General features: G+C 71.4%; 28 protein-coding genes. 14 read left to right on the top strand and 14 right to left on the bottom strand.

Annotated elements, in window-relative coordinates:
* Positions 1-4: 4 nt before the first annotated feature.
* Positions 5-748: a PaaX family transcriptional regulator C-terminal domain-containing protein gene (locus tag ACGFNV_RS16785; protein ID WP_393623146.1), complete on the top strand. Its 744-nt coding sequence runs from the start codon at positions 5-7 to the stop codon at positions 746-748.
* A gap of 150 nt (positions 749-898) precedes the next feature.
* Here the strand turns inward: ACGFNV_RS16785 and ACGFNV_RS16780 are convergent, their stop codons facing one another.
* Both ACGFNV_RS16780 and ACGFNV_RS16775 read right to left on the bottom strand, forming a co-directional pair.
* Positions 899-1,708 (bottom strand): pectate lyase, encoded by an 810-nt coding sequence (locus ACGFNV_RS16780; protein ID WP_393623145.1) that lies wholly within the window; start codon positions 1,706-1,708, stop codon positions 899-901.
* A gap of 40 nt (positions 1,709-1,748) precedes the next feature.
* Positions 1,749-2,726: a polysaccharide lyase family 1 protein gene (locus ACGFNV_RS16775; protein ID WP_393623143.1), complete on the bottom strand. Its 978-nt coding sequence runs from the start codon at positions 2,724-2,726 to the stop codon at positions 1,749-1,751.
* A 350-nt stretch (positions 2,727-3,076) separates the two neighbouring features.
* Here ACGFNV_RS16775 and ACGFNV_RS16770 point away from each other — a divergent pair, with 350 nt between their 5' ends.
* From ACGFNV_RS16770 to ACGFNV_RS16760, 3 genes are all read left to right on the top strand, one after another.
* Positions 3,077-3,214, top strand: coding sequence for a hypothetical protein (locus ACGFNV_RS16770; RefSeq protein WP_393623141.1), 138 nt, complete (start codon positions 3,077-3,079; stop codon positions 3,212-3,214).
* Between the two features lie 102 nt (positions 3,215-3,316).
* Entirely contained in the window at positions 3,317-4,585 is a 1,269-nt protein-coding gene (locus ACGFNV_RS16765; protein WP_393623331.1) for a PHB depolymerase family esterase, read from the top strand.
* A 148-nt stretch (positions 4,586-4,733) separates the two neighbouring features.
* Positions 4,734-5,291 carry a DUF2087 domain-containing protein gene (locus ACGFNV_RS16760; RefSeq protein WP_393623139.1) on the top strand — a complete coding sequence of 186 codons (558 nt, stop codon included), beginning with the start codon at positions 4,734-4,736 and terminating at the stop codon, positions 5,289-5,291.
* A 31-nt stretch (positions 5,292-5,322) separates the two neighbouring features.
* Here the strand turns inward: ACGFNV_RS16760 and ACGFNV_RS16755 are convergent, their stop codons facing one another.
* Together ACGFNV_RS16755 and ACGFNV_RS16750 are read right to left on the bottom strand one after the other, a co-directional pair.
* Entirely contained in the window at positions 5,323-6,666 is a 1,344-nt protein-coding gene (locus ACGFNV_RS16755) for an FAD-dependent oxidoreductase (RefSeq protein WP_393623137.1), read from the bottom strand.
* 144 nt (positions 6,667-6,810) lie between these two features.
* Positions 6,811-7,485 carry a DUF305 domain-containing protein gene (locus ACGFNV_RS16750; RefSeq protein ID WP_393623135.1) on the bottom strand — a complete coding sequence of 225 codons (675 nt, stop codon included), beginning with the start codon at positions 7,483-7,485 and terminating at the stop codon, positions 6,811-6,813.
* Between the two features lie 151 nt (positions 7,486-7,636).
* On the opposite strand from ACGFNV_RS16750, the gene ACGFNV_RS16745 reads away from it, so the two are divergent.
* On the top strand, positions 7,637-9,064 hold the full coding sequence (locus tag ACGFNV_RS16745; RefSeq protein WP_393623133.1) for an LVIVD repeat-containing protein: 1,428 nt from the start codon (positions 7,637-7,639) through the stop codon (positions 9,062-9,064).
* Here ACGFNV_RS16745 and ACGFNV_RS16740 read toward each other — a convergent pair.
* The 5 genes from ACGFNV_RS16740 to ACGFNV_RS16720 all read right to left on the bottom strand — a co-directional run bounded on the left by ACGFNV_RS16740 (position 9,052) and on the right by ACGFNV_RS16720 (position 13,188).
* Positions 9,052-9,729: a TetR/AcrR family transcriptional regulator gene (locus ACGFNV_RS16740; RefSeq protein ID WP_393623131.1), complete on the bottom strand. Its 678-nt coding sequence runs from the start codon at positions 9,727-9,729 to the stop codon at positions 9,052-9,054. The two genes, ACGFNV_RS16745 and ACGFNV_RS16740, sit on opposite strands and share 13 nt — an antisense overlap.
* A 129-nt stretch (positions 9,730-9,858) precedes the next feature.
* On the bottom strand, positions 9,859-10,563 hold the full coding sequence (locus ACGFNV_RS16735) for an HAD family hydrolase (protein ID WP_393623130.1): 705 nt from the start codon (positions 10,561-10,563) through the stop codon (positions 9,859-9,861).
* A 237-nt stretch (positions 10,564-10,800) separates the two neighbouring features.
* Complete coding sequence (locus tag ACGFNV_RS16730) at positions 10,801-11,487, bottom strand: phosphatase PAP2 family protein (protein ID WP_393623128.1); 687 nt, start codon at positions 11,485-11,487, stop codon at positions 10,801-10,803.
* Between the two features lie 106 nt (positions 11,488-11,593).
* Positions 11,594-12,529, bottom strand: coding sequence for a M56 family metallopeptidase (locus ACGFNV_RS16725; protein ID WP_393623127.1), 936 nt, complete (start codon positions 12,527-12,529; stop codon positions 11,594-11,596).
* 104 nt (positions 12,530-12,633) lie between these two features.
* Positions 12,634-13,188, bottom strand: a complete 555-nt coding sequence (locus ACGFNV_RS16720) for a DUF5134 domain-containing protein (protein ID WP_393623126.1) — start codon at positions 13,186-13,188, stop codon at positions 12,634-12,636.
* 185 nt (positions 13,189-13,373) lie between these two features.
* Here ACGFNV_RS16720 and ACGFNV_RS16715 point away from each other — a divergent pair, with 185 nt between their 5' ends.
* A complete protein-coding gene (locus ACGFNV_RS16715; RefSeq protein ID WP_393623125.1) occupies positions 13,374-15,038 on the top strand; it encodes an FUSC family protein in 1,665 nt (554 codons plus the stop codon).
* On the top strand, positions 15,035-15,568 hold the full coding sequence (locus tag ACGFNV_RS16710) for a MarR family winged helix-turn-helix transcriptional regulator (RefSeq protein ID WP_393623123.1): 534 nt from the start codon (positions 15,035-15,037) through the stop codon (positions 15,566-15,568). Before ACGFNV_RS16715 ends, ACGFNV_RS16710 begins: the two co-directional genes overlap by 4 nt.
* A gap of 88 nt (positions 15,569-15,656) precedes the next feature.
* Here the strand turns inward: ACGFNV_RS16710 and ACGFNV_RS16705 are convergent, their stop codons facing one another.
* Positions 15,657-16,421 carry a VOC family protein gene (locus ACGFNV_RS16705; RefSeq protein WP_393623121.1) on the bottom strand — a complete coding sequence of 255 codons (765 nt, stop codon included), beginning with the start codon at positions 16,419-16,421 and terminating at the stop codon, positions 15,657-15,659.
* A 130-nt stretch (positions 16,422-16,551) separates the two neighbouring features.
* Here ACGFNV_RS16705 and ACGFNV_RS16700 point away from each other — a divergent pair, with 130 nt between their 5' ends.
* A complete protein-coding gene (locus ACGFNV_RS16700; RefSeq protein WP_393623119.1) occupies positions 16,552-17,460 on the top strand; it encodes an N-acetyltransferase in 909 nt (302 codons plus the stop codon).
* An 11-nt stretch (positions 17,461-17,471) separates the two neighbouring features.
* Here the strand turns inward: ACGFNV_RS16700 and ACGFNV_RS16695 are convergent, their stop codons facing one another.
* Complete coding sequence (locus ACGFNV_RS16695; protein ID WP_393623118.1) at positions 17,472-17,864, bottom strand: VOC family protein; 393 nt, start codon at positions 17,862-17,864, stop codon at positions 17,472-17,474.
* Positions 17,865-17,946: 82 nt separating this feature from the next.
* Here ACGFNV_RS16695 and ACGFNV_RS16690 point away from each other — a divergent pair, with 82 nt between their 5' ends.
* A complete protein-coding gene (locus ACGFNV_RS16690) occupies positions 17,947-18,513 on the top strand; it encodes a GNAT family N-acetyltransferase (protein ID WP_393623116.1) in 567 nt (188 codons plus the stop codon).
* Between the two features lie 3 nt (positions 18,514-18,516).
* Here the strand turns inward: ACGFNV_RS16690 and ACGFNV_RS16685 are convergent, their stop codons facing one another.
* Positions 18,517-19,200, bottom strand: a complete 684-nt coding sequence (locus ACGFNV_RS16685) for a glycerophosphodiester phosphodiesterase (protein ID WP_393623114.1) — start codon at positions 19,198-19,200, stop codon at positions 18,517-18,519.
* A 368-nt stretch (positions 19,201-19,568) separates the two neighbouring features.
* Between ACGFNV_RS16685 and ACGFNV_RS16680 the strand changes: the two genes are divergently transcribed.
* The 5 genes from ACGFNV_RS16680 (at position 19,569) to ACGFNV_RS16660 (ending at position 24,184) form a co-directional block, all read left to right on the top strand.
* Positions 19,569-20,966: a DUF6421 family protein gene (locus tag ACGFNV_RS16680; protein WP_393623112.1), complete on the top strand. Its 1,398-nt coding sequence runs from the start codon at positions 19,569-19,571 to the stop codon at positions 20,964-20,966.
* 38 nt (positions 20,967-21,004) lie between these two features.
* Positions 21,005-21,754, top strand: a complete 750-nt coding sequence (locus ACGFNV_RS16675; RefSeq protein WP_393623110.1) for an SDR family NAD(P)-dependent oxidoreductase — start codon at positions 21,005-21,007, stop codon at positions 21,752-21,754.
* Positions 21,751-22,821 (top strand): low specificity L-threonine aldolase, encoded by a 1,071-nt coding sequence (locus ACGFNV_RS16670; RefSeq protein ID WP_133929880.1) that lies wholly within the window; start codon positions 21,751-21,753, stop codon positions 22,819-22,821. The genes ACGFNV_RS16675 and ACGFNV_RS16670 overlap by 4 nt, the downstream gene beginning before the upstream one ends.
* Positions 22,822-22,907: 86 nt before the next feature.
* A complete protein-coding gene (locus ACGFNV_RS16665) occupies positions 22,908-23,480 on the top strand; it encodes a transglutaminase domain-containing protein (protein WP_393623108.1) in 573 nt (190 codons plus the stop codon).
* 8 nt (positions 23,481-23,488) lie between these two features.
* Positions 23,489-24,184, top strand: a complete 696-nt coding sequence (locus tag ACGFNV_RS16660) for a B3/4 domain-containing protein (protein ID WP_393623106.1) — start codon at positions 23,489-23,491, stop codon at positions 24,182-24,184.
* Positions 24,185-24,212: 28 nt separating this feature from the next.
* Here ACGFNV_RS16660 and ACGFNV_RS16655 read toward each other — a convergent pair whose 3' ends face one another.
* A complete protein-coding gene (locus ACGFNV_RS16655; protein WP_393623104.1) occupies positions 24,213-24,941 on the bottom strand; it encodes a lysophospholipid acyltransferase family protein in 729 nt (242 codons plus the stop codon).
* A 189-nt stretch (positions 24,942-25,130) separates the two neighbouring features.
* On the bottom strand, positions 25,131-25,547 hold the full coding sequence (locus ACGFNV_RS16650) for a DUF4395 domain-containing protein (protein ID WP_393623103.1): 417 nt from the start codon (positions 25,545-25,547) through the stop codon (positions 25,131-25,133).
* Positions 25,548-25,585 lie beyond the last annotated feature (38 nt).

Below are 25,585 nucleotides of genomic sequence, written 5' to 3'. Positions count from 1 at the left end.
GACCATGCGGATGAACGTGTCAGCGCAGCCCGGCGAGGTCGACCTGCGACCGCTGTCCGCGCGGTCGGTCGTACTGAGCCTGCTGCTCGGCACGCATCCGGCCGAGCTGCCGGTGAAGGACCTGATCCGCGCGGTGGAGCCGTTCGGGGTCGGCGGGTCGACGCTGCGGGCCGCGCTCAGCCGCATGGTGGCCGCCGGCGACCTCCGGCGCACGGACACCGGTTACCGCCTGAGTGACCGACTGCTGGCCCGGCAGCGCCGCCAGGACGACGCGGTGCGCCCCGGCACGCGCGCGTGGGAGGGCGATTGGGAGATGGTCGTGATCACGGCGACGGGCCGAGGCCCCGCCGAACGCGCCGAACTGCGCGCCCGCCTGACCGCCCTGCGCCTGGCGGAACTGCGCGAGGGTGTCTGGCTGCGGCCGGCCAATCTCACCCGTGCCCTGCCGGAGAACCTGCGCGAGGTGGCCCAGCACTACACCGCCCGCCCCGGCCCGCCCGAGCGCGAACTGGCCGCCGGGCTGTGGCCGTTGGACGCCTGGTCCGCGACGTCGCGCGCGCTGCTCGCGCACATCGGCCGGGCGCGTGGCCCGGCCGACCGTTTCACCGCGTACGCGGCCGTCGTGCGCCACCTGCTCGCCGACCCCGTACTGCCGTCCCGACTCCTCCCCGCCGACTGGCCGGGAGCCGACCTGCGGGCCGCCTACGCGGACTACCTACGGGAAGTCACCGAGGCGGTACGGGCGTGACGCGGCGCCCCTGACTCGCGGCCGGCGCACGATTCGGCGGCCGTGCGGAGCGCCGTGCGGGGACGCTCCGCACGGCCGCCTTCACCGTGGGGGGACCAGCCGTGGGGGGACCAGCCGTGGGGGGACCAGTCGTGGAGGACCGTGGGGTGACTACCTGTAGGTGATGTCCGAGCTCGCGTAGTTGCAGTACGTGCCGTCGGCGTCGGTGCCGTTCTTGGTCGGCTCCTTGCCCGTGTTGTTCCCGATGTACTTCTGGCAGGGGATGATCTTCTTGCTGCTGTCACCGACCACGGTGATGGCGCGCAGGGCCACGCTGTCCCCGTAGTTGGTGTTGATGCCGGCGATCCGGCCGCCCGGCGCGGTCACCTCGATGGTGTTCAGGATGATCGACCGCTTGTACTGCGTCTTGCAGTTGCCGCAGGACCGGACGAAGGTGCCGAAGTTCTGCACGGCGAACTTGGAGATGACCAGCTTGCCCGCGCCGTTGAACTGGAACACCTTGTCGCTGGCGGCCTTCGCGCCCCCGCCGTAGACGGTGTAGACGCTCGACGAGGAGGAGCCCTTGAAGGTGGCCGCGTCCTCGCCGACGTCCTCCCACCACACGTTCTGGAGCGTGCAGCTGCCCTTGCAGTGGACGCCGTCCGCGGCCGGGGCGCCGATGATGACGTTCTTCAGGACGGCGCCGTCGGCGAGCTCCAGGATCGGTCCCTGGTCCTCGTCCTGTCCGCCGGTGCCCAGGTCACCGGTGCCGTAGAGGCGCTTCATCCCGTAGTCCTTGGTGCCGGAGACGGGGATGGTGGAGGAGACCCCCTGGCTGCCGTTGGCGCTGGGCCAGGTGGCGGCGTTGGCCTCGGTGGACAGACCACTGTCTGTCATGATCATGCCAACCGACAGGCCGAGAGCGGCCAGCACGCCGGTCAGCGCGCGCACGCGGGTGCGCGAACGTACCGAAGAAGTCATGTCCCGATTCCTTCTTCCTGTTGGGGGACGGGAAGGGTGGTCAGAGCTTTCCGGCGCCCGCGCCGGACGTCACCGAGGCGACGACGGAGGAGGCCGGCTCGGCGGTGTAGCTGTACGGAGCGCTCGTGAACGTGCCGGTCCGGGAGATCTCGGTCGCGGCTCCACCGAGATCGTTGCCGCGGAGGTTGGCGTATCCGTCGACGTCGCTGCTGCGGTTCGTGGTGACCGCGACCTTCGTCGAGCGGAAGACGTTGTTCTCGACCAGCATCTGCGCGCCCATGCGGGAGTGGACCGCGGTGTCGGCGCCGACCACGTAGTTGTCGTAGAAGTGCCCGGTGCCGAAGCGCAGGCTGGGGATGCGCGAGTAGACGTTGCTGAAGTGGTTGTGGTGGTACGTCACCTTCAGGTGGCCCGTGTCCTGGCTCGCGTTGTTGTCGCTGTGGCCGACGAGCGAGCCCTTGAAGTGGTCCTTGAAGGTGTTCCAGGACACGGTGACGTTGTCGGAGCCGTGGTTGATGTCCAGCAGACCGTCGTAGTGGTCCTTGTCGTGATCGCGGTCGGCCGAGAACGAGTTGTGGTCGATCCACACCTTCGTGGACGACTCGACGGTGACGCCGTCGGACGGCGCGAGCGGCTTGCTGATGTTCAGGTTGCGGATGACGACGTTGGTGACCTTCTTCAGCCGCAGCCCGCCGCCGGTGAACCCGGACGACGAACCCACGCCCAGGACCGTCGTGTTGGACCCTACGTCGACCTGACCGCTGAGCGTGATCAGGCCGTTGACCTTCACCACCTTGGCCGTGTTCCCCGTCACCGCCGTCCTGAAGGCGGAGAGCGTCGAGACGGTGACCGCGGAGGCGCTCCCACCGCCGGTCGTCCCGGCGCCGAACCCGACCGGCGAGGTCTCCGCCGCCCCGGCCGACTCGGGGACGGCGAGCACGGCCACCGTGGCGAGAGCGGCGGCGGCAGCGCCGAGAGCGGATCTTTGCGCGTGTGTACGTGGGGGGCCTGTGCGCATGCGGGTGCGTCCCTTCGGAGGGGCTTTCACGGACATGTATATGAATGTCGTACGCCATTCTGATCGCCGCGCGCGAGCAGTGTGACGGCGACAGGTCTCGCGACAGCCTGAGGAGTGCACTTCCCCGGGCTGTGGGGCTCCGCTGGACGACCCGCCGTGTGGGGGTGGGTCACACTGCTGAACGGAACGTAGGGGGCAAGCGCTTTCTAGTCAACGCTTTGCGCAGAACACATTCGGCCAGCCCTGGCGAGGGGGGCGGGCTTTCCCCGAGTGGCGTGGGAGCGCTTCCATGACGGTCGTGTCCATGCCACCATGCGGCTGACGCTTCCCTTTCCGAGAGGGGCGAGTCGATGCCGACTCCGCGCACGCGCACGTTCGTCAGCGGCCTGGTACCGCTGTTTCCGACGGTGGCCCGCCCGGCCCTGCCACCCGACCCGGCGGTCGCCGGGGACGCGACCGGGACGGCGTCGACCAGACGCGCCTGCTGAACCCCGTACGACGTCCCCCGAGCCGCTACCGAGAAGGGACAGGACGTGTCCATCACCGCCCGCTCCACCCGTCCGGCGAGGAGATCGCCGCGTTCGGTGCTCATGGCGCTCCTCGCCGCGCTGGTGCCGTTACTCGCCGCCACCGTCCTCACCGCACCCACCGCGTCGGCCCGCACGGAGGCTGCCGCCGCGGTCCCCGCCGCGACGCTCACCGAGGTGACCGACTTCGGTACGAACCCCAGCAACCTCCAGATGTACGTGTACGTGCCGGCGAGCGTGACCGCGCGCCCGGCGATCCTCGTGGCGGTGCACTACTGCACGGGCTCCGGCCCCGCCATGTACAACGGCACCGAGTACGCCCGACTGGCCGACCAGTACGGCTTCGTGGTGGTCTACCCGTCGGTCACCCGCAGCAGCAAGTGCTTCGACGTCTCCTCGCCCCAGGCGCTCAAGCGCGGTGGCGGGAGCGACCCCGTCGGCATCAAGTCGATGATCGACTGGACCGCCCGCACCTACTCCGCCGACACCAGCCGGATCTTCGTCACCGGTATCTCCTCCGGCGCGATGATGACCAACGTCCTGCTCGGTGACTACCCGGACGTGTTCGCGGCGGGCGCCGCCTTCTCGGGCGTCCCGTTCGGCTGCTTCGCCACCACCAACGGCTCCGAGTGGAACAGCGAGTGCTCCGGCGGCAGCATCACCCACACCCCCCAGGAGTGGGGCAACCTGGTGCGCAACGCCTACCCCGGGTACACCGGCCCCCGGCCGAGGATGCAGGTGTGGCACGGCACGCAGGACGACGTCCTGCGGTATCCGAACTTCGGGGAGGAGATCAAGCAGTGGACCAACGTGCAGGGCGTCAGCCAGACCCCGGCCACCACCGACTCGCCCCAGTCCGGCTGGACCCGCACCCGCTACGGCGGCACCGGTGACCAGGCACCCGTCGAGGCCATCAGCCTCCAGGGCGTCGGCCACAACCTGTACAGCAACGGCATGGGCGCCCGGGTGCTCAGGTTCTTCGGCCTCGACAGCGCCGGCCCCGCACCCCAGCCGCAACCCGGAGCGTGCAAGGTGACGGCGTCCACCAGCGCCTGGAGCACCGGGCTGACCGGCTCCGTGACCCTCACCAACACCAGCACCACCGCGATCAACGGCTGGAAGCTGGGCTTCACCCTGCCCTCCGGCCAGACCATCACCAACGGCTGGGGCGCCACCTACAGCCCGGCCTCCGGCGCGGTGACGGCCACCAACGTGACGTACAACGGCACGATCGCGCCGAACGCGAGCGTCACCATCGGCTACCAGGCGAACCACACCGGCAACAGCGCGGCCCCCGGTTCGTTCACATTGAACGGGGCTGCTTGCACATAGAGTTGACGCACCATCAGTCGCGTGCGGCCTGTATGGGCCGCACGCGGAAATTCCCGAGCGGGGGAGTGGGCGGCGGAGTAGCGTCCCCGGGATCGGGTGTGCCGGGCGCTGTCGCCCACCCGACCCGGGTAGAACGGAGAGTGACCGTATGACATCCGACGACGTCGTCAGGCTGCTGGCCGACGAGAACCGTGCGCGAGCCTTCGCCGCCGTCGTACTCGGTGCCACCAGCACCGAGGAGGTCGCCGAGCGGGCGGGACTGCGCACCAAGGACGCCCTCGTCGCGCTCCACCGGCTCCGCGACGGCGAGGTCGTCAAGGTGTCGGACGCCGGACTCGGGGTGTCGTACGACCGACTGCGCGACCTCGCGCGCGACACGGCCGAGCCCCGGCCGACGCAGGACCACGGCACCGGGGACGAGCGCGTCGAGATGGTGCTGCGCACCTTCGTGCGCGACGGGCGGCTGGTGCGGCTCCCGGCCCAGTGGAACCGCAAGACGCTCGTCCTGCGCCATGTCGCGCAGCGCACCTTCGAGCCCGGCCGCACGTACACGGAACGTGAGGTCAACGACCGGCTCCGCGCCTGGTGCGAGGGCGGACAGGTCGACCATGTGACCCTGCGCCGCTATCTGGTCGACCTGCACCACCTCCACCGGCGTGACGGCGTCTACCGACGCCCCACCGAGGACTCGGCACAGGCGGGCTGACCGGCGGTCGGCCCGGCCGGCAATGCTGCCGCTACGGCACCGCTCCCCGCGCCGCCGCCAGCAGCGACTCCCAGTCGGGCAGCTTGACCACGCCACGCCCCAGCGACGCCCCGAGTTCCGCCTCGGCCCGCTCGATGCCGAGCCACCCCGACCAGTCGACGGGCTCGACGCCCTCCGCGCGCAACGCCGCCACCGGATCTCCCGGCAGCTCCCGGCGTACGAGCGCGGGGGCGTCCGCCAGCAGCGACATCGCCGTCTCCTTGGCGCACGGCCGGTTGGTGCCGATCACGCCCGTCGGGCCCCGCTTGATCCAGCCCGCCACGTACTCACCGGGCGCCACGACGCCCTCGCGCAGCACCCGCCCCGCCTGGTTCGGCACGGTCCCGCGCCCCGCGTCGAACGGCAGCCCCTCCAGCGGAACCCCGCGATAGCCCACCGAACGCAGCACCAGCTGCGCCTCGACCTCCTCGTACCGGCCGGTGCCCGTCACGCCGCCCTGTCCGTCCGGCGCCGTCCGCTCGAAGCGCACCACGCCCACCCGGCCTCCGGCGGCGAGCAGCTCGACCGGGCGCAGGAAGAACCGCAGCCGGATCCGTCGCGGGGCACCGGTCCGGGGCCGTTCCGCCCAGCCGCGCAGCACCTCCACATTGCGGCGCTGGGGAGCGGGCAGGCCGGAGGGGTCGGTGTACGCCGGGTCGAGGGCCAGCTCCGCCGGGTCCACGATCACGTCGGTGTCCGGCAGCGCGCCGAGCTCGCGCAGTTCCTTGGTGGTGAAGCGGGCCTGGGAGGGGCCGCGCCGCCCCGCCATGTGGATCTCGGTCACCCGGCTCGCGGCCAGTGCGGTGAGCGCGGCCTGCGGCATGTCGGTGGGGCTCAGCTCCGTCGCGCCCCGGGCCAGCATGCGGGTGACGTCGACCGCGACGTTGCCCACGCCGATGACCACGGCCGAGCGCGCCTCGAGCACGAAACGGCCGGCCACGGCGTCCGGGTGCGCGCTGTACCAGGACACGAACTCCGTGGCCGAGAAGCTGCCCGGCAGGTCCTCGCCGGGGATCCCCAGATGCCGGTCGGTCGCGGCGCCCACGCAGTACACGACCGCGTGGTACAGCTCCCGCAGCCGGTCGGCCGGCACCCCGTCGGCGCCGACGCGGACACCGCCGAGGAACCGCACCCGCTCGTGCTCGAGGACGGCGCGCAGGTTGTTCTGCAGTGACTTGATCTTCTCGTGGTCCGGCGCCACGCCGTAGCGGACCAGTCCGTACGGGCACGGCAGCCGGTCCAGGACGTCGACGAGCACCCCGGAGTCGTGCTCGACGAGGCTCTGGGCGGTGTAGACCCCGCTCGGCCCGGAGCCGACGACGGCGACACGCAGCACGGCGGAACCCCTTTTCTCGAGGGGCCCGGGGCCCCGAGGAAGCAGAGGAGATCGCTCTTGCGTCCAGCATCGCACCACCGGTGCCCCGTCGGCAGGGCGCCGCGCGGCACGCGCGCGTGCGTACCGGTTTCCTATGGGATGCGATCAGCTGATCATCGCCTGCATCCGGGTGATCTCGCTCGTCTGCTCGGCGACCACGTCGTCGGCCATCTCCCCGATCCGGCCGTTGTTGCCCTCCGCCTTGACCTCGACGGCCATGGTGATCGCCCCCTCGTGATGGCTGATCATCAGGGAGAGGAAGAGCTGGTCGAACGCCTTCCCCCGGGCCGCGCGCAACTTCTCCAGCTGTGCCTCGGTCGCCATCCCGGGCATCGAGGCGTGCTCGTGGCCGCGAGCCCCACTGCCACCGCCCGCGTCGTCCTCGGCTCCGTTGGTTTTGAGCCAGCTCTTCATGACCTCGATCTCGGGTCGCTGCGCGGCGGCGATCCGCGCGGCGAGTCGGCGCACACTGCCCGACTCCGCGTGATCCGGAACGAGTTCGGTCATCTCCAGCGCCTGGGCGTGATGCTCGATCATCCGGCGCGCGTACGCGCGGTCCGCCGCGTTCGGCGTGTCGTCGTCCACACGCCGGCCTGCGGCTTCCTGGGCGGACAGGGTGCGGTTCGCCTCGCCGGGGCCGCCGGGGACGAGCACCGAGGGCCCGCTCCCGGGGTCCGGCGTGGCGTCCGGACCGGAGTCGCAGGACGTGATCCCGAGGGCGGTCAGCGCGACGAGCGAGAGCGTGGTGATGGCGGCGCGTGACGCACGGCGTAAGAACACAACGACCTCCTGTAAAAGGCGAGTTGAGGGCGTCTCGTGATTACTTGAGGTGTGTCGGACGCGATGCCCCCTGTTGATCTGTGCATGACCAAGACGATACTTCGGAGGACCGTGAGCCGCTCCCCCATGAGCGGCGATTAGGGAGGACACAGTGACCCTGTTGAACCACCCCCGAACGCGGCACAGATCCCTGGGAGTCGTCGCCGCGGCGGCGGGACTCCTGGCCGCCCTGCTCAGCGCGGGCCCCGCGGGGGCGACGGTGGACGACGAGTTACCCGGGCAGGACGAGATCGTCCACTCCGCCAACGTCGAACACCTCGCCAACATCCCCAAGGACGCCCTCCCCGGCACCAATTCCGACCTGGCCTTCCAGGGCAAGTACGCCTTCGCCGGCAACTACGACGGCTTCCGCATCTTCGACATCAGCAACCCGAGGGCACCGCGGACGGTCTCCCAGGTGCTCTGCCCCGGATCGCAGAACGACGTCTCCGTCTCCGGCGACCTGCTGTTCCTGTCCACCGACTCCTCGCGCAGCGACAGCAGTTGCAACAGCACCTCGCAGCCGGCCACCGAGAAGTCCTCATGGGAGGGCATGAAGGTCTTCGACATCAGCGACAAGGCCAACCCGAAGTACGTCGCCGCCGTCGAGACCGCCTGCGGCTCGCACACCCACACCCTGGTGCCCGAGCGCAAGAACGTCTACATCTACGTCTCCTCGTACGCGCCCAATGCCGCCTACCCCGACTGCCAACCGCCGCACGACGGCATCTCGGTCATCAAGGTGCCGCGCAAGGCGCCCGAGAAGGCCGCGGTGGTCGGCTTCCCCGTGCTCTTCCCGGGCGAGGGTCCCGACGGCGGCGGCAACCCGGGTGGGCCCACCAACCCCGGTGTCTCCAAGACCACCGGCTGCCACGACATCACGGTCCTGCCCTCGAAGGACCTCGCCGCGGGCGCCTGCATTGGCGACGGCATCCTGTTCTCCCTCAAGGACCCCGAGCACCCGAAGGTCATCGACCAGGTGCAGGACAACGTCAACTTCTCGTTCTGGCACTCGGCGACCTTCAACCAGGACGCCGACAAAGTCGTGTTCACGGACGAGCTCGGCGGCGGCGGTGCGGCGACCTGCAACGAGGCGACGGGCCCGAACCGGGGCGCCGACGGCATCTACGACATCGTCGGCCGGGGCGACCACCGCAAGCTCGTCTTCCGCAGCTACTACAAGATCCCCCGCCATCAGGCGGACACCGAGAACTGCGTGGCCCACAACGCCTCGCTGATCCCGGTCAAGGGCAGGGACATCGCCGTGCAGGCCTGGTACCAGGGCGGTGTCTCCGTCTGGGACTTCACCGACTCCACCAGCCCGAAGGAGATCGCCTACTTCGAGCGGGGCCCGCTGTCCACCGAGCGGCTCACGGGCGGCGGCTCGTGGTCGGCGTACTACTACAACGGCTACGTCTACTCCAACGACATGGTCAAGGGTTTCGACGTGCTGAAGATCCGTGACCGTCGTACGGACCCCGCGAAGAAGGTCCGGCTGCGCGAGCTCAATGTCCAGACCCAGCCGGACTACTTCGACTGACTCTCCGGTTCACGGCCCGTCGCGAAGAAGCGCGACAGATCCCTCTCGCACGCCTCGCCGGAGACCACCGCGGTCTCCGGCGGGGCGCCGAGCTCCTGGTCGAGGCGGTAGCGCGCGAACAGCTCGGCGCGCAGGGTCGTGATCGGCATGGGCGCGTTCGGCAGCACCATCGCGAAGACGGAGCCCATGAGCAGGCTGCGCAGCATCGGATAGTCGCGGTCGACGTCCTGTGAACCGTGCCGTGCGACGGTGTCCCGCAGCAGCACGGCGAGGCGCTGCTGCTCCGGGCACTGCACGAACCCCTCGGCCTGCAGCAGCCCCGCCATGTGCTGGCGCATCAGCACCGTCCGGTCCCGGGCAAGGCCCAGGATCGCGTCGATGGTCCTGGCCATCCGCTCCCGGCCGTCCTCGGTGCGCGGCTCCCGCTCCAGCGCCTCCTCCAGCGTGCGGTGCATCAGCCGGTGCACGGCCGACTGGACGAGCTGGCGCTTGCCGGGAAAGTAGTACGACACCAGTCCGCGCGCCGAGCCCGCCCGGTCCGCGATGTCACCGAGCGTGGTCGCGTCGTAGCCGCGCTCGCTGACCAGTTCGACGGCAGCCTGGAGGAGCCGCTCGCGGGAACGCCGTCGCAATTCTTCATTGACCGAGGCGCTGCGCGGGGACATCCTGTAACTCCTGCGTTGACTGGCTGCCAGCCAACTATACTCAGTGCGTCCCGGTCCACCCCCCTGTGCGGGGTGCCCGGGTTGCCGTCCGTCCTGGGCGACGCGGGGGATCGTCCAGGACGGTCGGACCTACCCTCCGGCAGGTCGTCCGACCAGGTCCAGCACCGGCCGCAGCCCGTCCGGCCGCTGTGCGACCGGCAGATGGTCCACGAAGTGCACTCCACACCCCAGGGCCGCCGCGCCCCCGTCCGCCCGCCGGTCGTCGCCGACCATGAGCACCTCCCGCGGATCGACGTCGAGCGCCGTGCACGCGACCGCGAACAGGCGCGCGTCCGGCTTGCGGATGCCGTGCTCGTACGACAGCACGTACGTGTCGACGTAGGCGTCCAGGCCGTGCTCGCGGAAGACCGGGCGCAGGTCCCAGCCGATGTTGCTGACCACGCCGACGCCGACCCCGCGCTCGCGCAGCGTGCGCAGCACGTCCACGGCGTCGGGGTACGGGGACCAGGCGTTCGGCCTCATGTGGCGGTCGTAGAGCGTGTCGTGCAATCCGGGGTGGGGCAGCGGTACTTGCCGGGAGAGGCCCGTGTACGCGGCGCGGTGCAGCTCCGCGCTCTGGTCCCGGATCTCCCAGAGACCGGCGAGGTCCGCGGGCAGCCGCACCGGGTTCGCCCCGCCCGGCAGCGCGCCCGCGAGCTCCAGCGCCCGCGCCGTCTCGGCCAACTCCCCGTCGGGGAGCACGATCGCCGCCTCGGTCAGCGTGGCACGCAGCCAGGACTCGGTGGACTCGACGCGGAAGAGGGTTCCGGAGAAGTCGAACAACACGGCGGTCATGGGGTGATCCTAAGGGCTGTCCCGTAATCCCTGGTGGATCAGCGTGCGGCGTCAGATGCGGTGCATCGCAAGGCGGAGGGACGTCCGCATACTGGATGTATGCGGACGTCCCGACAACGCGGCGAGGTGCCGTAGCTGTCGTCGCACGCCCGCCAGGGATTACGGGACAGCCCTTAGGGAGTCCCGTCCCGCCGCGCAGGGAGACGCCGCCACGCAACACCGCCGACGACGGGGGCGCTACGCGTCGGTGTTCGGCGGGCGCCAGCGGGTGTGGGCCACCACCGCCGCGGCCACCAGCATCGCCCCCAGCAGCCAGCCGCCCACGACGTCCGAGGGCCAGTGCACGCCCAGCCACACGCGGGTCAGGCCCACGCCGATCACGGAGACGATCGCCACGGCCAGGGCCGTACGCCACAGGGCGCGGGCGGCGCCGTGGCGGTGGAGCAGCCAGACGAGGAGGCCGCACACCACCGTGGCGGTCAGGGCGTGTCCCGAGGGGTAGGCCGCGTAGTGGGCGGTGTCGACGGGGTCGGGCCAGACCGGGCGCGGGCGGTCGACGGCGGCCTTGAGCCCCTGCTGGATCAGCGTGCCCAGCGCGGCCGTGGCCAGCAGCCACACGGCCGTCCACCAGTCTCGTCGGCGCCACATCAGCCACACCGCGACGACCGCGACGAGAACACGCATCGTCACCGGATCCCAGACCCAGTCGGTCAGGATGCGGAACGCCCGGGTGGTGTCCGGATCGTCGACCGCCCAGCGGTGGGTCGTGCGGGAGATGTCGCCGTCGGTGGAGATCAGGGGGTGCCACTTGGCCGCGACCAGGATGAGCAGCAGTACCGAGCAGACCGCCAGCACGATCGCCGAGCGGGCGGCGGTGCGGGGGACGGGCGGGCGGGGCGGGGAGTCGACGGTCGGGGAGTGCATGCTTCGATCCTCGCCGAACCGGGGGCCGAGAGGCCAACTCCGGGTCGCGACGGTTTCAGGGGCCCCCGCACTCCCACCCCTCAGCCCAGCTCCCTCTCCAGGTCTCTCAGCCCAGCGCCCTCAGCCCCGGCACGAACGCGACCAGCACCGGGACCACCGGCACCAGCGCCGCGGCCGCCGTCAGCCGCAGCCGCCGGGCGGCGGTGAGCCGGTCCGGGGCGGCGAGCAGCCGGTTCACCCGCTGCGGGACGTGGGCGTGCGGGGCGGGGCTCGGCCCGAACACGCCCCGGCCCTCGTTCAGTTCCACCAGCGCCAACGCGGTCGTCACCCGGCCGAAGCGACGGGAGGCCATGTCGTCGGCGGCGAGTTCGACCAGGCGGTGCATCTCGTCACGGAACGCGGCGAACACCGGAACCTGCGGGAAACCGGTGGCCAGGGCGGCCGAGCAGTGCAGCAGCCAGTCGTGCCGGGCCTGTGCGTGCCCCTGCTCGTGGGCGACGACGGCGTCCAGCTGACGGCCCTTCAGGCGGCGCAACGCGGCCGTGGTGACCACGAGTCGGGGTGTCGCACCGGACAGCCACCAGGCGTCCGGCCGCTCGCCCTCCAACACGACCAGCCGACCGGTCCCGGGCTCCTCGCCCGGCAACAGCGGGGCACGCAGCAGAACTGCGTCCCGTTGCTGCCGACGCCGGGCCCGGGCCCGCACGATCTCGCGGAGCAGCATCACCGCGGTCCAGACGCCACCGCAGGCGAGGGCCACGGCGGTGGCCGCCGCCCAAGGGCCGGTCGCGCCGAACGCGTAGGCCTCCACGACCCCTTGCGGCGCGGGGGCGAACACATGGCCGCGCACCGCCTGCCAGGCCGCCGCCGCGCTCAGCGTCATCGACAGCGCGCAGCACAGCAGAACCGCCGCCACCACGCACTGCCAGACCCACAGCGCCACCACCGGTTCACGGTCCGGCCAGTCGGCCCGGGCGAGCAGGCGGGGGGCGACGACGGCGGTCAGGGCGCCGAGCATCAGCAGGAGCGCGGGGACCATCATGGTCAGCACCTTATGAGCGGCGGCCTACGGGCGGGTACGGCTACTCGCGGCAAGTGACGCAGGCCACGTTTCCCGCCGGAGTCGCGGCGCCGCAGGGTCCGCCGCTACAGCGTCAACAGCATCGCCAGCATCCCGATCCCCATCGACAGCCGGCACGCCCGCGCCAGCTCCGGCCGGTCGCCCCAGCCTGCCGCCGCGACGCCCGCGGCCACGGCCGCCACGGGCAGCAGCCGGACGCCGGAGACCAGGACGTACCCGGCGAAGTACAGCAGCAACACGCCGGTCAGCAGCGGCACTCCGGCGCCGCCGTGTCCGTGGTCGTGCCCCGACACGGGGGAGCCCGCCATCACGACCGCCATGTAGACCATGGCCGCCGCTCCCACCAGGTGATGCAGATGGTGGGGACCCGTCCGCGCGGCCCACACGGCGCGCAGCGCGGCGCCGCCGAAGACGGCCGCGTAGACCGGCCAGGTCCACGACGGAGGCGTGAACGCCGTCCCGGGCACGGACATCACGGCCATGCCGAAGCCCATCAGCGCCTCGCCGCCCGCGGCCCGGCGCTGCTCCTCGACCCTGCTGCGCATCCGCAGCAGGCAGTAGACGCCGGTCGCCCCGCACAGCGCGACCAGCAGCCAGCCGGGCCAAGCCGGTCCGGGCACGCGCACCTCCCCGCTCGACGGTCGGTCACCGAAGGCGATGCCCGCGTCACGCGGCGCGCACCCCAGCGCATGGGTGTATGCGGGGAGCGTCGGGCGGAGCACGGCGGGCGGGAGGGGGCGGCACCGGCTCGCGCGCGCCGCTCGCAAATATTTTATGAGTAAAACACCTGCTAACATGATGTCCCATGAGCAGTGCACCCTCCCGACGTCTCCCGCTCGCCGGCGTGCTGCGCCTCGGCCGCCCCTCCGACATCTGGTTCAAGCCGGCCCTGAGCGTCGTCGCCGCGGTCGCCCCGGCGAACCTGATCCTGCTGGCGCTCGGGCGGCTCGACCTGGCGATGTACACGATGGCCGGGTCCCTGTGCGCGCTGTACGCCCACAACCGCCCCTACGCCGCCCGGGCCCGCGCCCTGGCGTGGGTGGTGCTCGGCATGACCGCGGGACTCGCCGTCGCCCTGGTCGCGGCCGCGCTCACCACGAACGCCGTCCTGCTCGTCACCGTCGGCGCGCTCCTGGCCGCCGCGCAGAAGACGCTGTGCGACGCCACCCGCGTCGGGCCGCCCGGCAACGTGGTCCTGACCTTCGTCACCTCCGCCGCGCTGTTCGCCCCGCAGACCCTCGACCAGGTCCCGGCCCACGTGGGTCTGGCGCTCGCGACCGGTGTCTGGGCCTGGCTCATCGGCATGGCTCCCGGGCTCCTGCGCCCGCACGGCCCCGAGCGCCGCGCCACCGCGCACGCCCTGCACACGACCGCCGCGTACGCGCAGGCGTGCGGCACCGGTGAGGGCGACGGCCACGACAGGGCCCGCGCCGCCGCGGCCGCCGCGGTGCAGGCCGCCTGGCAGTCGCTGCTGTCGACCGGCGCGCACACCGCCACCCGCCGCGCCCTCGAACGCCTCGTCGTCCGGGCCGAGGTCGCGCTCGCCGCGCCCGCGGACTCGGACCCGGCGCGGTTGCGCGCGTGGGCGGGCGAGCTGCGGGGCACCGGCCGCGTCCCGAGGGTGGAGGAGGTGGCGGGGGAGGCGGACGAACTCCTCGGAGTGGACGCCGAACTCGCGGGCCCGGCCCGTCCGTCGTGGAGCCGGCTCGGCCCGCTCACCCCGATCGCCCTGCGCACCGCCCTCGGCTGTGCCCTCGCGGGATACGCCTCCCTCGCGCTCGGCGTCGGCCGCCCCTACTGGGCGCTGGTCACCGCGGCCTCCCTCTACCAGGCCAACCTGGCCCTGACCTGGAGCCGAGCCGTCCAGCGGGTCGTCGGCAACCTCGTCGGAGTCCTCGTCTTCGCCGCCGTGGTCCCGCTCGCCCACCTCCACCAGGCGGCGCTCGTCCTGTGCTGCCTCGCCTTCAACTTCGGTGCCGAGGCCCTGATCAGCCGCAACTACTGGCTCGGCAGCGTCTGCGTGACCCCCATGGCGCTGCTCGTCACCGAGTTCGCCCGGATCCAGGACTCCGGGCAGCTGATCACCGACCGGCTCGTGGACACCCTCGTCGGCGCCCTGGTCGGCTTCGTCGCCGCCGTCGCCGTCACCAACCGGCGTGCGGGTGACCGCCTCGAACAGGCGCTGACCGCGGTGGAGCGGGCCCGCGAGCACGCCGCCCGGCTGCTGGCGGAACGGCAGCCCGCGCCCGCCGCCCTGGACTCCGCCCGCCGCGCCCTCACCGCCGCACTCGTCGACCTGCGCGCCACCGCTGACGCCGCCTCGGGGGAGTGGTGGCAGCGTGCCCTGCCCCAGGAGGGGGTCGTGGCGGCCGAGCGCTCCGCACACCGTACGCTCGCCGCGACGGTACGCCGCCAGGGACTGCTCCCGGACCGGCGGACGAACACGACGACGGAGGGTGTACGGCCATGACGGCACCGAAGGCGGACACGACGACCGGACACGACACCGTCGCCGCCGTCGTCCGGCAGTGGCAGACCGTCCACCCCGGCCTCGACACCGGGCCCATGGAGATCATCGGCCGCGTCAACCGCTGCGCCGCCCTGCTCCAGCAGGCCGAGGACGCCCCGCTGCGCCGGGCCGGCCTCACCCGCCCCGAGTTCGACCTGCTCGGCGCGCTGCGGCGCACCGGGCACGAGCTGACGCCCGGCGAACTGGCCCGCGAGACCTTCTCCTCCGGGGCCGCCGTCACCAAGCGCCTCAAGCAGCTCACCGAGCGCGGACTGGTGGAGCGCCGCGGCGACTCCCGCGACCGCCGCGTCGCCCACGTGCGCCTCACCGACGCCGGACGGGACCTCGTCGACGCGATCCTGCCCGAGCAACTCGCCTACGAGACCGCCGTACTGTCCGGCCTCGACCCGGAGCGACAGCACGAGCTGGCCGGACTGCTCGGCGCCCTGCTCGGGCAGCTGGAGGGCCGCCTGGGCGGACTCCGCGTCTGAGGGGTCCTTGCACTGTGCCCGCGCGGGTCGGGCGCTCATGGTGCAAGGCCCCCTGAGACCTCCGTACACGAGACGGCGAGACGGTCTGTCAGCCCTCGTCGCCGGACCGGTACACGCCGAACACCGCGCCCTGGGGGTCCCGCAGGACCGCGATCCTGCGACCGCCGGGCATGGTGGTGGGCTCCATGAGGGCGGCGCCGCCCGCCGCCGTCGTGGTCGCCGCCGAGGCGTCCACGTCCTCCGCCGCGAAGTACGGCAGCCAGTGCGGCGGCACCTCGGGCGGGGACTTGTCGTCCATCGTGATCATTCCGCCGAAGTCGGCGCCCGCCACGCCCCACTGCGTGTAGTGCTCCGAGGCGTTCACGGTCCAGCCGAACACCGTCGTGTAGAAGTCCCGCGACCGCGCGGGGTCACGCGTCATGAGTTCCACCCAGCCCAGCGAGCCCGGCGCGTTGAGCAGCCCGGCACCGCGGAACGTGCGGGCCTGCCACAGCTGGAAGGCGGCGCCGCCCGGATCGAGGGCGACGGCGAAGCGCCCCACGTCGAACACGTCCATCGGGCCGACCAGGGCCTTTCCGCCGGCCTCCACGACCAGCCGCACGGCGGCGTCCGCGTCGGCCACGGCGAACGACACGTTCCAGGCCACGGGCTGGGACTCCTGGTACAGCGGCGTGAGCGCGGCGACGGCCGCGTCCCCGAGGTGCGCGATCGTGTAGCCGCCCGCCTCCTGCCGCGGGTCCCGTTCGAGGCGCCAGCCGAACAGCTCGGCGTAGAAGCGCCCCGCCGCCTCCAGATCCGTGGTCCCCAACTCGGTCCAGCAGGGCCCACCGGTCACCGGCTCGTCGAGCTTCATGGCACTCCTTCGCACAGGGGGCCCCTCCAGGAAACCCCCTCGCGCGCGGTGCCGCCACCGACGTACCCTCGGCCCCGTACCGCATCGCGTGGCGGCCTCCTGACACCGTTTCCTCGACCGGAGGTCCCGCATGCCCGAGGTGCGCCCGTTCCGCCGCGACGACCGCGACCAGCTCACCGAACTGGTCAACCTGCACGTCGCCGCGGTCGTCCCCGGCGTCTCCGTCTCGGTGAACACCGTGCTCAGCGACCTGGAGCGGCAGCCCGACGAGTTCATCGTCGACCCGTGGGTCAGCGAGCGGGCGACGCTCGTCGCCGAACAGCGCGGCCAAGTCGTCGCGGCGGCCCACCTGCTCCGCTACCGGGCCGACGGCGACGTGGGCGCGAACTTTCGGGACGCGGGCGCCGTCGACTGGTTCGTGTACCGGCCTCCGGCATCCTTCTGGCCGGACTCCGAACAGGCCGCCGACCTGCTGATGAGCGCCTGCCTGGCCCGGCTCGCCCGCTGGCGGGTGCGCGTCCGGTACGCCGACGGGGCGCTGCCGGCGCCCGGCGTGTACGGGCTGCCCCGGCCGTGGCCGCACATCCGCGCCCTCTACGAACGTGCCGGTTTCCGGCACACCGGAGACACCGAGGTGCTGCTGATCGCCCGGGTCGCCGATCTGCCGGTGCCGGAGCCCCGGCCGGGTGTCACCGTGGAGCGCACGCTCGGGGAGTGCGGCACGCGCTTCACCGCGTACCACGGCGGCCGGGCCGTCGGCTTCGTCGAGGTCGACACGGCCCTGGCCCGTCCGGAACGCCGGACCCGCGCCGACGGTCTCGCCGACCTCGGCAACCTCCACGTCGATCCCGCCCACCCTGGCCGGGACTGGGAGCGCCACCTGCTCTCCCACGCCGCCGACTGGCTCCGTCTGTGCGCCGCGGACCGCCTCCTGGCCTACGAGTCCGCAGCCGACGTCCCGGCGATCGACCGGCTGACGGGTGTGGGCTTCCGGGAGCTGACCCGGACGGACCGGGGGTGGGAGCACCGGTCGGGGTGAGGTGGTCGGTGTCAGATTCCCGGCCGGTACCGCAACGGATGGTCGGCCGGGACCTCCACCAGTACGATGCGCGTTCCGTCCGGGTCCGCGATCCACATCTCGATCAGCCCCCACGGCTCCTTCACCGGCGGCCGGACGATCTCGACCCCCTTGGCCCGCAGCTCGTCGTGCGCCGCGTCCGCGTCCGCGACCTGGAGCCACAGCCGGACCGCGGGGGACGGCGGGGTCTCCGAGCGGCCGGAGACCTCGAGGAAGCCTCCGCCGAGGAAGTAGACGGTGCCCCGATCCGTTCCCGTCCCGAACTCGCGGTGGACGGCGAGGCCCAACTGCTCGCCGTAGAACACACGGGACCGCTCGGGGTCGGTGGGGCGGATCAAGGTCCGGCTGCTCAGTACGTGCACCATGCACCCGGAGCGTAGTGGCGGCGCTACCCTCATCGGTGCCAGGGACGTGCCCGAGACGTGCCCGAGAACCGGAGATTCGCCCATGGGGACTGCTGAGACCGCTGAGAGCGCCGACACCGCCGACGCCGGACTGACGTTCCGGGACGCCACCGACGCGGACGTGGACGCGCTGGTCGCGTTGATCGAGTCGGCGTACCGGGGCGACACCAGCCGGGCGGGATGGACGACCGAGGCGGACATCCTGGACGGGCAGCGGACGGACCCCGAAGGGGTGCTGGCCGTCGTCAAGTCGCCCGACAGCCGGCTCCTGACGGTCGAGCGGGAGGGCAGGGTCATCGCCTGCTGCCAGCTCGAACACCGCGGAACCCACGCCTACTTCGGCATGTTCGCGGTCAGCCCCACCCTCCAGGGCGCCGGCCTCGGCAAGGTGATCATCGCGGAGGCGGAACGGCAGGCCCGCGAGAGCTGGGGCGTCACGGAGATGCACATGACCGTGATCTCGGTGCGCGACGACCTCATCGCCTGGTACGAGCGGCGCGGTTACCGCCGTACGGGACGGATGACCCCGTTCCCGTACGGCGACGAGCGCTTCGGCATTCCGCAGCGCGACGACCTGGAGTTCGAGCTGCTGGTCAAGGAATTCGGGTGAGCGTCACGCGGTGAAGCGGCCGGTGCGCTTGATCTCCGGGTAGTCGGTCGTCGCGCCGTCCAGCTCCAGGGCCCGTACGAGCCGCAGGTGGTCCTGCGTGTTCACCACCCACCCGATGATCCTCAGGTCCGCCTTGCGTGCCTTCTCGACGACCTCCAGGGTGAGCCGGCGGATGTTGAGGCAGACGGTCGCGGCGCCGACCGCCACGGCCCGGTCCACGATGTCGGTGCCGAAACGGCTGCCGATGAGTGCCGTGCGCACCCCGGGCACCAGGCGGGCGATCTCGGCGATCGCCTCGTCGTGGAACGAGGACACCTCGACGCGGCCGACCAGATCCCGCCCGATCATGACCTCCGCCAGCGCCCGGGCCGCCTGCACGTCCTTGATCTCGGCCTGCAGCGGCGCCCGCACCGCGTCCAGCACCTCCTCGAAGACCGGTACGTGCTCGCCGTGCCCCGCGTCCAGGGCGCGCAGCTCGGAGAGGGTCTTCTCGGCGATCGGCCCCGTGCCGTCGGTCGTGCGGTCCACCTCTGTGTCGTGCATGACGACGAGGGCGCCGTCCTTGCTCAGGTGCAGATCCAGTTCGATGGCGTCGAGGCCGGCCTGCTGGGCGGCGACGAACGAACGGAGGGTGTTCTCGGGCTCGACACCCATGACTCCGCGATGACCGATGGTAAGGAGATTCAAGGTTCGACTCGCTTTCCGTCGACGGCGGCTCGGCGCGCGCGGGGACCGGGCCGGAGCGGACGGCACCGTTCGCGCGACAGAGCCGCAGCCTAACGGCCGCGCCCCGCGATGGACCCGTGCCTGCGTGGGGCATCCGTGTGGCACCCGGAACGATCCTGGCCGGTACCTGTCGTAGCCGTCACCCCGGGGTGGGCGAGTCCCTGCCGCGTTGACCGATAGCGGAAGGACCTGCCGTTGCGATGGCGGGCAGGAAAAAATGCGGTGAAGATAGGGGAAGGGCAGGATAATTTCCCGGACTCTTCCTTGCTGGGAGGAACGTCGTATGTATACGGTGTCCTGACGCTAGGTTCTCCTGTGGAGGATGGGACATGACGGAAATTCTTGTGCAGGTGGGTTCGGAGGGACAGGTTCCTCCCGTGGCCAGGGTCGTTGAGCACCCTGCGTGGCCCGTGCTCAAGGATGCCGTGGAGCAGATCCGGCCATGGCAGTCGAAGGACGGGTCGATCGACTTCGAGGCCGAGGGCGCCCCCGACCCGGCGGACGCCGAGCTCGCCGTCCGGCGTGTCGTGCACGCCGTCGAGGAGCTGTCCCCGCTGCTCCCGCACGACGCCGAGTACCACGCGGCGCTCGTGAAGGACCTGCACCGCTGGGCCGACGGCGGCTTCCGGGTGCCCGACTTCCTCGACTCCCTGCTGGCCTTCCAGCCCGCCGCGGACCGCCGGGACGGCCTCCAGCACCTGGTCGTCTTCCCGATGTACACGCAGAACGGCAACCCCGACCGCAACCTCGAGGCGGTCGTGCTGCGCATGGTCTGGCCGGACTGGCTGGCCGAGCTGGAGCGCACCCGCTTCGACAACCCGCTGTTCTGCGGCATCACGTTCGAGGACTTCACGGCCGGCTACGACACCAACTCGGCCGTCCTGTTCCCCGAGACCATCGCCGTGCGCGAGGCCCCCGAACGCTTCAGCTGGGGCGGTATCTTCTGCGACCGCGAGGCCGCCCGCTTCCGCCGCGTCACCGACGCCGCCGTCGACATCCTGGGCATGGAGCTGCCCGAGGACATCGCCGCCATGGTCCACGACCAGAAGCGCTGCGAGGAGGCCTTCGTCCTGTGGGACATGGTCCACGACCGCACCCACAGCCACGGCGACCTGCCGTTCGACCCGTTCATGATCAAGCAGCGCCAGCCGTTCTGGATGTACGGCCTGGAGGAGCTGCGCTGTGACCTCACCGCCTTCAAGGAGGCCGTGAAGCTGGAGGCGGACGGCGTCCCGCAGGCCCGTGACGTGCAGTACGCGGTGCTCTTCGACCGCATGTTCCGCTTCCCGGTCACCGGCGAGCGGGTGCGCAACTACGACGGCCTCGGCGGCCAGCTCCTCTTCGCGTACCTGCACAAGCACGACGTCGTGCGCTGGACCGACAACAAGCTGTTCATCGACTGGCAGCGCGCCCCGCAGGTCACCAACGAGCTGTGCGCCGAGATCGAGAAGCTCTACCGCGACGGCATCGACCGCCCCAAGCTCGTCCACTGGTTCGCCGGGTACGAGCTCGTCGCCACCTACCTCGCCCCACACCCCGGCTCCACGTGGGCCAAGGGCCCGGACGCCCTGGACCTGAGCCGGCCGCCGCGCAAGCTCGTCGATGACGTGCTTCCGGACGAGTTTCCGCTGAGCATGTTCTATGAGGCACTGTCCAAGAAGCTGAAGAACGTGATCGCCTCCACCAAGGGCATCACCGCGGACAGCGCCGAAGCGGTCGCCGCGTGAGCGACCCTGCACACGACACTGCTCAGGAGGCGAGGAACATGGTGGGGAACGGGGCTCTCAGCGGTGCGGTGATCGCGGTGGCGGGCGCGGGCGGACCGGCGGGCCGGGCCGCGCTGCTGCGCCTGGCCGAGGCCGGGGCGACCGTCGTCGGGGCGGACAACGACCCCGAGCGGCTCGCGGAGGCCGTGGACGCGGCCCGCTACGCCTCCGGCGGCGCCAGCGTCACGGGCGAGCCGGTCGACCTGCTCGACCTGCAGTCCACCCGCGAGTGGGCCGCACACATCGAGAAGGACTACGGCCGTGTCGACGGTCTCGTCCACCTCGTCGGCGGTTGGCGCGGCAGCGAGACGTTCATCAAGACCAGCCTGGACGACTGGGACTTCCTCGAACTGCTGTTGATCCGCACCGTCCAGCACACGTCGCTGGCCTTCTACGACGCGCTCCAGCAGAGCGACCGCGGGCGGTACGTGCTGATCAGCGCCGCCGGCGCGACGAATCCGACCGCGGGCAACGCCTCGTACGCCGCCGCCAAGGCCGCCGCCGAGGCGTGGACGCTGGCGCTGGCCGACGCCTTCCGCAAGGCCGGGGGCGCCGGGGGGCCGACGTCCGCGGCTGCCATCCTGGTGGTGAAGGCGCTGGTGCACGACGCGATGCGCGCGGAGCGCCCCAACGCGAAGTTCGCGGGCTTCACGGACGTCAACGACCTGGCCGAGGCCATCGCCGAGGTCTGGGAGAAGCCCGCCGCCGAAGTGAACGGAAACCGTCTGTGGCTGACCGAGAAGCCGTGAACCCCCCGAAGACCGACGCGCGTCGTCATCACGACCCGGAGGTCCGCGGTTTCGCCAGTGACAACTACGCCGGGGTCCACCCGGAGGTGCTCGCCGCCCTGGCCCTGGCCAACGGCGGGCACCAGGTCGCGTACGGCGAGGACGACTACACCGAGAACCTCCAGCGGATCATCCGCAGCCACTTCGGATCCACGGCGGAGGCGTTCCCGGTCTTCAACGGCACCGGCGCCAACGTCGTCGCGCTCCAGGCCGTCACCGACCGCTGGGGCGCGGTGATCTGCGCCGAGAGCGCACATGTCAACGTCGACGAGGGCGGCGCCCCGGAGCGCATGGGCGGCCTGAAGCTGCTCACCGTGCCCACACCCGACGGCAAGCTCACCCCCGAGCTGATCGACCGGCAGGCCTGGGGCTGGGAGGACGAGCACCGGGCGATGCCGCAGGTGGTCTCCATCACCCAGAGCACCGAGCTGGGCACCCTCTACACGCCCGAAGAGATCCGCGCCATCTGCGAGCACGCCCACGCGCACGGCATGAAGGTCCACCTCGACGGCTCCCGGATAGCCAACGCGGCGGCCTCGCTGAACGTCCCCATGCGGACGTTCACCAACGCCGTAGGGGTCGACATCCTCTCCCTGGGCGGGACGAAGAACGGCGCGCTGCTGGGCGAGGCCGTCGTCGTCATCAACCAGGACGCCGTCCGCCACATGAAGCACCTGCGCAAGCTGTCCATGCAGCTCGCCTCCAAGATGCGCTTCGTGTCGGTGCAGCTGGAGGCCCTGCTCGCCAAGGACCTCTGGCTGCGCAACGCCCGTCACTCCAACGAGATGGCCCAGCGGCTGGCCGAGGGCGTACGCGCGGTGCACGGCGTGGAGATCCTCTACCCGGTGCAGGCCAACGGTGTCTTCGCCCGCCTCCCGCACGACGTGAGCCTCCGCCTGCAGAAGCGGTTCCGGTTCTACTTCTGGGACGAGGCCGCCGGTGTCGTGCGCTGGATGTGCGCCTTCGACACGACGGAGGACGACGTGGACGCGTTCGTCGCGGCGCTCAAGGAGGAGATGGCCCGCTGACACCCGCCCCGAAGAGCATGCATAGATATGCGATCACCTGAAAAGTCATTGACTCCCGGGTGATCGCGTTTCTATGCTCTTCGGGCATGGAGCTGATCCAGCAAACCCCCGACCTTTCGGCCTACTTGGCCGCTGACGACGTCATCGACCACGGACATCCGTGCGTGCGGGCCACGGCCGCGCGCCTGGCGAAGGATGCCGAGGACTCGTATGCCTATGCGCGCCTGGCGTTCGAGTTCGTACGGGACGCCATCCCGCACTCCCAGGACGTCGGCGACCCGCGTGTCACCTGGCGCGCCTCCGACGTGCTGGAACAGGGCACCGGCATCTGCTATGCCAAGGCGCACGCGCTCGCCGCCCTGCTGCGGGCCGAGGACATCCCGACCGCGCTGTGCTACCAGAGGTTCGATGTGGTGCACGGCCTGGTCGCCGTGCGGTTCAACGGGGCCTGGCACCGGCAGGACCCGCGGGGCAACAAGCCGGGGGTGGACGCACAGTTCTCGCTGGAAGGGGAGCGGCTGGCCTTCCTCCCTGATCCGGAGTCCAATGAGATGGACTACCCAGTCCTGTACGCTGAACCTCACCCGGCCGTTCTGAGCGCCCTCAAGGCCGCCCCTGACCGGCCGTACCTCTGGCAGACCCTCCCCACCGCACTCTGAGGCAGACGATGACCCTCCCCCTGACCGTGTCCGACGAGGTGCGCGCCCTCGCCCCCGGCTTCACCCACGTCGCCGTCGAGGCGCACGGACTCGTCAACGGACCCAGCACCGACGCCGGTTCCGCGCTCCTCGACGACGCCGCCCGACGGCTCGCCGCACGCCTGGACGGGCGCGCCCCGCACGAGGACCCGCACATGGCCGCCTGGCGCCAGGCCTACACGGCGTTCGGCGCGAAGCCGTCCCGTACGCGCAACTCGGCCGAGGCGCTGGCCAAGCGGGCCCTGTCCGAGGGCGGGTTGCCCCGCATCAACCTCCTCGTCGACCTGTACAACGCCATCAGCGTGGCCCACCTGATCCCCGTCGGCGGCGAGGACATCGACCGCATTCAGGGCGGCATGCGACTCGTGCGCGCGGTCGGTGACGAGGACTTCGTGACCGTCGCCGGTGGCGAGGAGGTCGTCGAACACCCGGACGCGGGCGAGGTGGTGTGGTGCGACGAGGCGGGCGTGACCTGCCGGCGCTGGAACTGGCGGCAGGGCCCGCGCACCCGGCTCACCGAGGAGAGCGTCTCGGCCGTCTTCCTGCTGGAGGGCATGGCGCCGATGCCGGTCGCCGACCTCCGGGCGGCCGCCGGTGAACTCGCGGAACTGCTGGAGAAGTTCAGCCCCGGAGCGCGTATCGACGTCCGGGAACCCGCCTCCTGAGGCCTCCCGACCCCTGGGGTGAGGTGGGTCAGCGTGCCTCGGCCGCGCGGACCTGTTCCGGCGTCGGCGCCGTGCCACCCAGATGGGCCGGCATCCACCAGGTGTCGTTGGCGTCCTTGGGGCGCACCGGGTAGGCGCGCTGGGCGGCCTCCAGCAACTCCTGGACGCGCTCGCGCAACTGCCGGGTGATCACGCCCGCGTACTTGTCCTTGGAGGCCTCGACCGCCTCGCCGACCCGGATGGTGACCGGGGTGTGGCTGCGCTTGAAGTTGCGCGGGTGGCCCTTGGTCCACAGCCGCTGTGTGCCCCACACCGCCATGGGGATCAGCGGGACGCCCGCCTCCTGGGCCATCCGCGCGGCACCCGACTTGAAGCTCTTCAGCGTGAACGACTGCGAGATCGTGGCCTCCGGGAAGACCCCCACGATCTCGCCGGAGCGCAGCGAGTCCAACGCGTGCTGGTAGGCCGCCTCGCCCTGGTTGCGGTCCACGGGGATGTGCTTCATCCCGCGCATCAGCGGACCCGAGATCTTGTGCCGGAAGACGGACTCCTTCGCCATGAAGCGAACGAGACGTTTCTGCGGGAGCGCCGCCAGGCCGTTGAAGATGAAGTCCAGGTAGCTGATGTGATTGCTCACCAGCACGGCGCCGCCCGAGCGCGGGATGTTCTCCGATCCCCTGCAGTCGATCTTGAGGTCCCACGCCTTGAACAACGTGAGCGCGAGACCGACGACGGGGCGGTAGACGAGTTCTGCCATGGGCGGAGGTGGACCCTTCCTTCTCTCCGCCGGGGGAGGGGCTCCCGGCGAGAAAGTTACGCAGCCGTAGGTTTACGGCATCTCGCAGATCGTGCCCGAAGAACGGCCGGGTAGCCAGTCCTGGTGCCCGCGCGGCGCGAGATCCTCGTCACGTCGCCCCTTGATCCACCTCGGTGTTTGGGTCCCTCTTTACTCCGCGCGTACCGTTGCTCGCCGGACGAGCAGGTACATCTCGCACCCCAGGCAGTACCCGAACGCGGCATTGAGGAAAGCGGCCGCCAACGCCGCTCCGGTGGCGGCGAGTCCCAGCCACTCGGGCCCCACCGAGAAACCCACGAGGCCCACGCCCGCGAAGACGAGCCCCACCGCCTGCGCGAAGCGCGGCGGTTCGGGCGCCTCGAACTCGGTCGGCGGCCCGATCCGGGGACGCACCACCGTCTTGAAGAGCCGGCCGTACGGCGAACGGCCCACCCCACCTGCGGCGCCGAGCGCGAACGCCAGCGTCTGCCAGGCGAGGAGCCAGGCGCTCCCGGTGATCAGCACGACCGCGAGGACCACGGTCGTCACGGCCGCGCCGAAGCGCGGCCCCCTCGCATCGATGTCCATGGATCAAGCATCGCCTGGCTGAAACCGTTCGGGGAGTC

The sequence above is a fragment of the Streptomyces sp. NPDC048751 genome (genome assembly GCF_043198595.1).
In the GTDB taxonomy this organism is placed as follows: Bacteria; Actinomycetota; Actinomycetes; order Streptomycetales; family Streptomycetaceae; genus Streptomyces.
The sequence above is the reverse complement of the archived record's forward strand: the minus strand, read 5'-3'. Positions and strand labels throughout refer to the sequence as shown.

Excerpts from the sequence above, each read along its gene's own strand:
- ACGFNV_RS16785 (WP_393623146.1), top strand. The coding sequence starts at position 5 with ATGCGGATGAACGTGTCAGCGCAGCCCGGCGAGGTCGACCTGCGACCG.
- ACGFNV_RS16780 (WP_393623145.1), bottom strand. The coding sequence starts at position 1,708 with ATGACTTCTTCGGTACGTTCGCGCACCCGCGTGCGCGCGCTGACCGGC.
- ACGFNV_RS16775 (WP_393623143.1), bottom strand. The coding sequence starts at position 2,726 with ATGCGCACAGGCCCCCCACGTACACACGCGCAAAGATCCGCTCTCGGC.
- ACGFNV_RS16770 (WP_393623141.1), top strand. The coding sequence starts at position 3,077 with ATGCCGACTCCGCGCACGCGCACGTTCGTCAGCGGCCTGGTACCGCTG.
- ACGFNV_RS16765 (WP_393623331.1), top strand. The coding sequence starts at position 3,317 with ATGGCGCTCCTCGCCGCGCTGGTGCCGTTACTCGCCGCCACCGTCCTC.
- ACGFNV_RS16760 (WP_393623139.1), top strand. The coding sequence starts at position 4,734 with ATGACATCCGACGACGTCGTCAGGCTGCTGGCCGACGAGAACCGTGCG.
- ACGFNV_RS16740 (WP_393623131.1), bottom strand. The coding sequence starts at position 9,729 with ATGTCCCCGCGCAGCGCCTCGGTCAATGAAGAATTGCGACGGCGTTCC.
- ACGFNV_RS16735 (WP_393623130.1), bottom strand. The coding sequence starts at position 10,563 with ATGACCGCCGTGTTGTTCGACTTCTCCGGAACCCTCTTCCGCGTCGAG.
- ACGFNV_RS16730 (WP_393623128.1), bottom strand. The coding sequence starts at position 11,487 with ATGCACTCCCCGACCGTCGACTCCCCGCCCCGCCCGCCCGTCCCCCGC.
- ACGFNV_RS16725 (WP_393623127.1), bottom strand. The coding sequence starts at position 12,529 with ATGATGGTCCCCGCGCTCCTGCTGATGCTCGGCGCCCTGACCGCCGTC.
- ACGFNV_RS16715 (WP_393623125.1), top strand. The coding sequence starts at position 13,374 with ATGAGCAGTGCACCCTCCCGACGTCTCCCGCTCGCCGGCGTGCTGCGC.
- ACGFNV_RS16710 (WP_393623123.1), top strand. The coding sequence starts at position 15,035 with ATGACGGCACCGAAGGCGGACACGACGACCGGACACGACACCGTCGCC.
- ACGFNV_RS16705 (WP_393623121.1), bottom strand. The coding sequence starts at position 16,421 with ATGAAGCTCGACGAGCCGGTGACCGGTGGGCCCTGCTGGACCGAGTTG.
- ACGFNV_RS16700 (WP_393623119.1), top strand. The coding sequence starts at position 16,552 with ATGCCCGAGGTGCGCCCGTTCCGCCGCGACGACCGCGACCAGCTCACC.
- ACGFNV_RS16695 (WP_393623118.1), bottom strand. The coding sequence starts at position 17,864 with ATGGTGCACGTACTGAGCAGCCGGACCTTGATCCGCCCCACCGACCCC.
- ACGFNV_RS16690 (WP_393623116.1), top strand. The coding sequence starts at position 17,947 with ATGGGGACTGCTGAGACCGCTGAGAGCGCCGACACCGCCGACGCCGGA.
- ACGFNV_RS16680 (WP_393623112.1), top strand. The coding sequence starts at position 19,569 with ATGACGGAAATTCTTGTGCAGGTGGGTTCGGAGGGACAGGTTCCTCCC.
- ACGFNV_RS16675 (WP_393623110.1), top strand. The coding sequence starts at position 21,005 with ATGGTGGGGAACGGGGCTCTCAGCGGTGCGGTGATCGCGGTGGCGGGC.
- ACGFNV_RS16665 (WP_393623108.1), top strand. The coding sequence starts at position 22,908 with ATGGAGCTGATCCAGCAAACCCCCGACCTTTCGGCCTACTTGGCCGCT.
- ACGFNV_RS16660 (WP_393623106.1), top strand. The coding sequence starts at position 23,489 with ATGACCCTCCCCCTGACCGTGTCCGACGAGGTGCGCGCCCTCGCCCCC.
- ACGFNV_RS16655 (WP_393623104.1), bottom strand. The coding sequence starts at position 24,941 with ATGGCAGAACTCGTCTACCGCCCCGTCGTCGGTCTCGCGCTCACGTTG.
- ACGFNV_RS16650 (WP_393623103.1), bottom strand. The coding sequence starts at position 25,547 with ATGGACATCGATGCGAGGGGGCCGCGCTTCGGCGCGGCCGTGACGACC.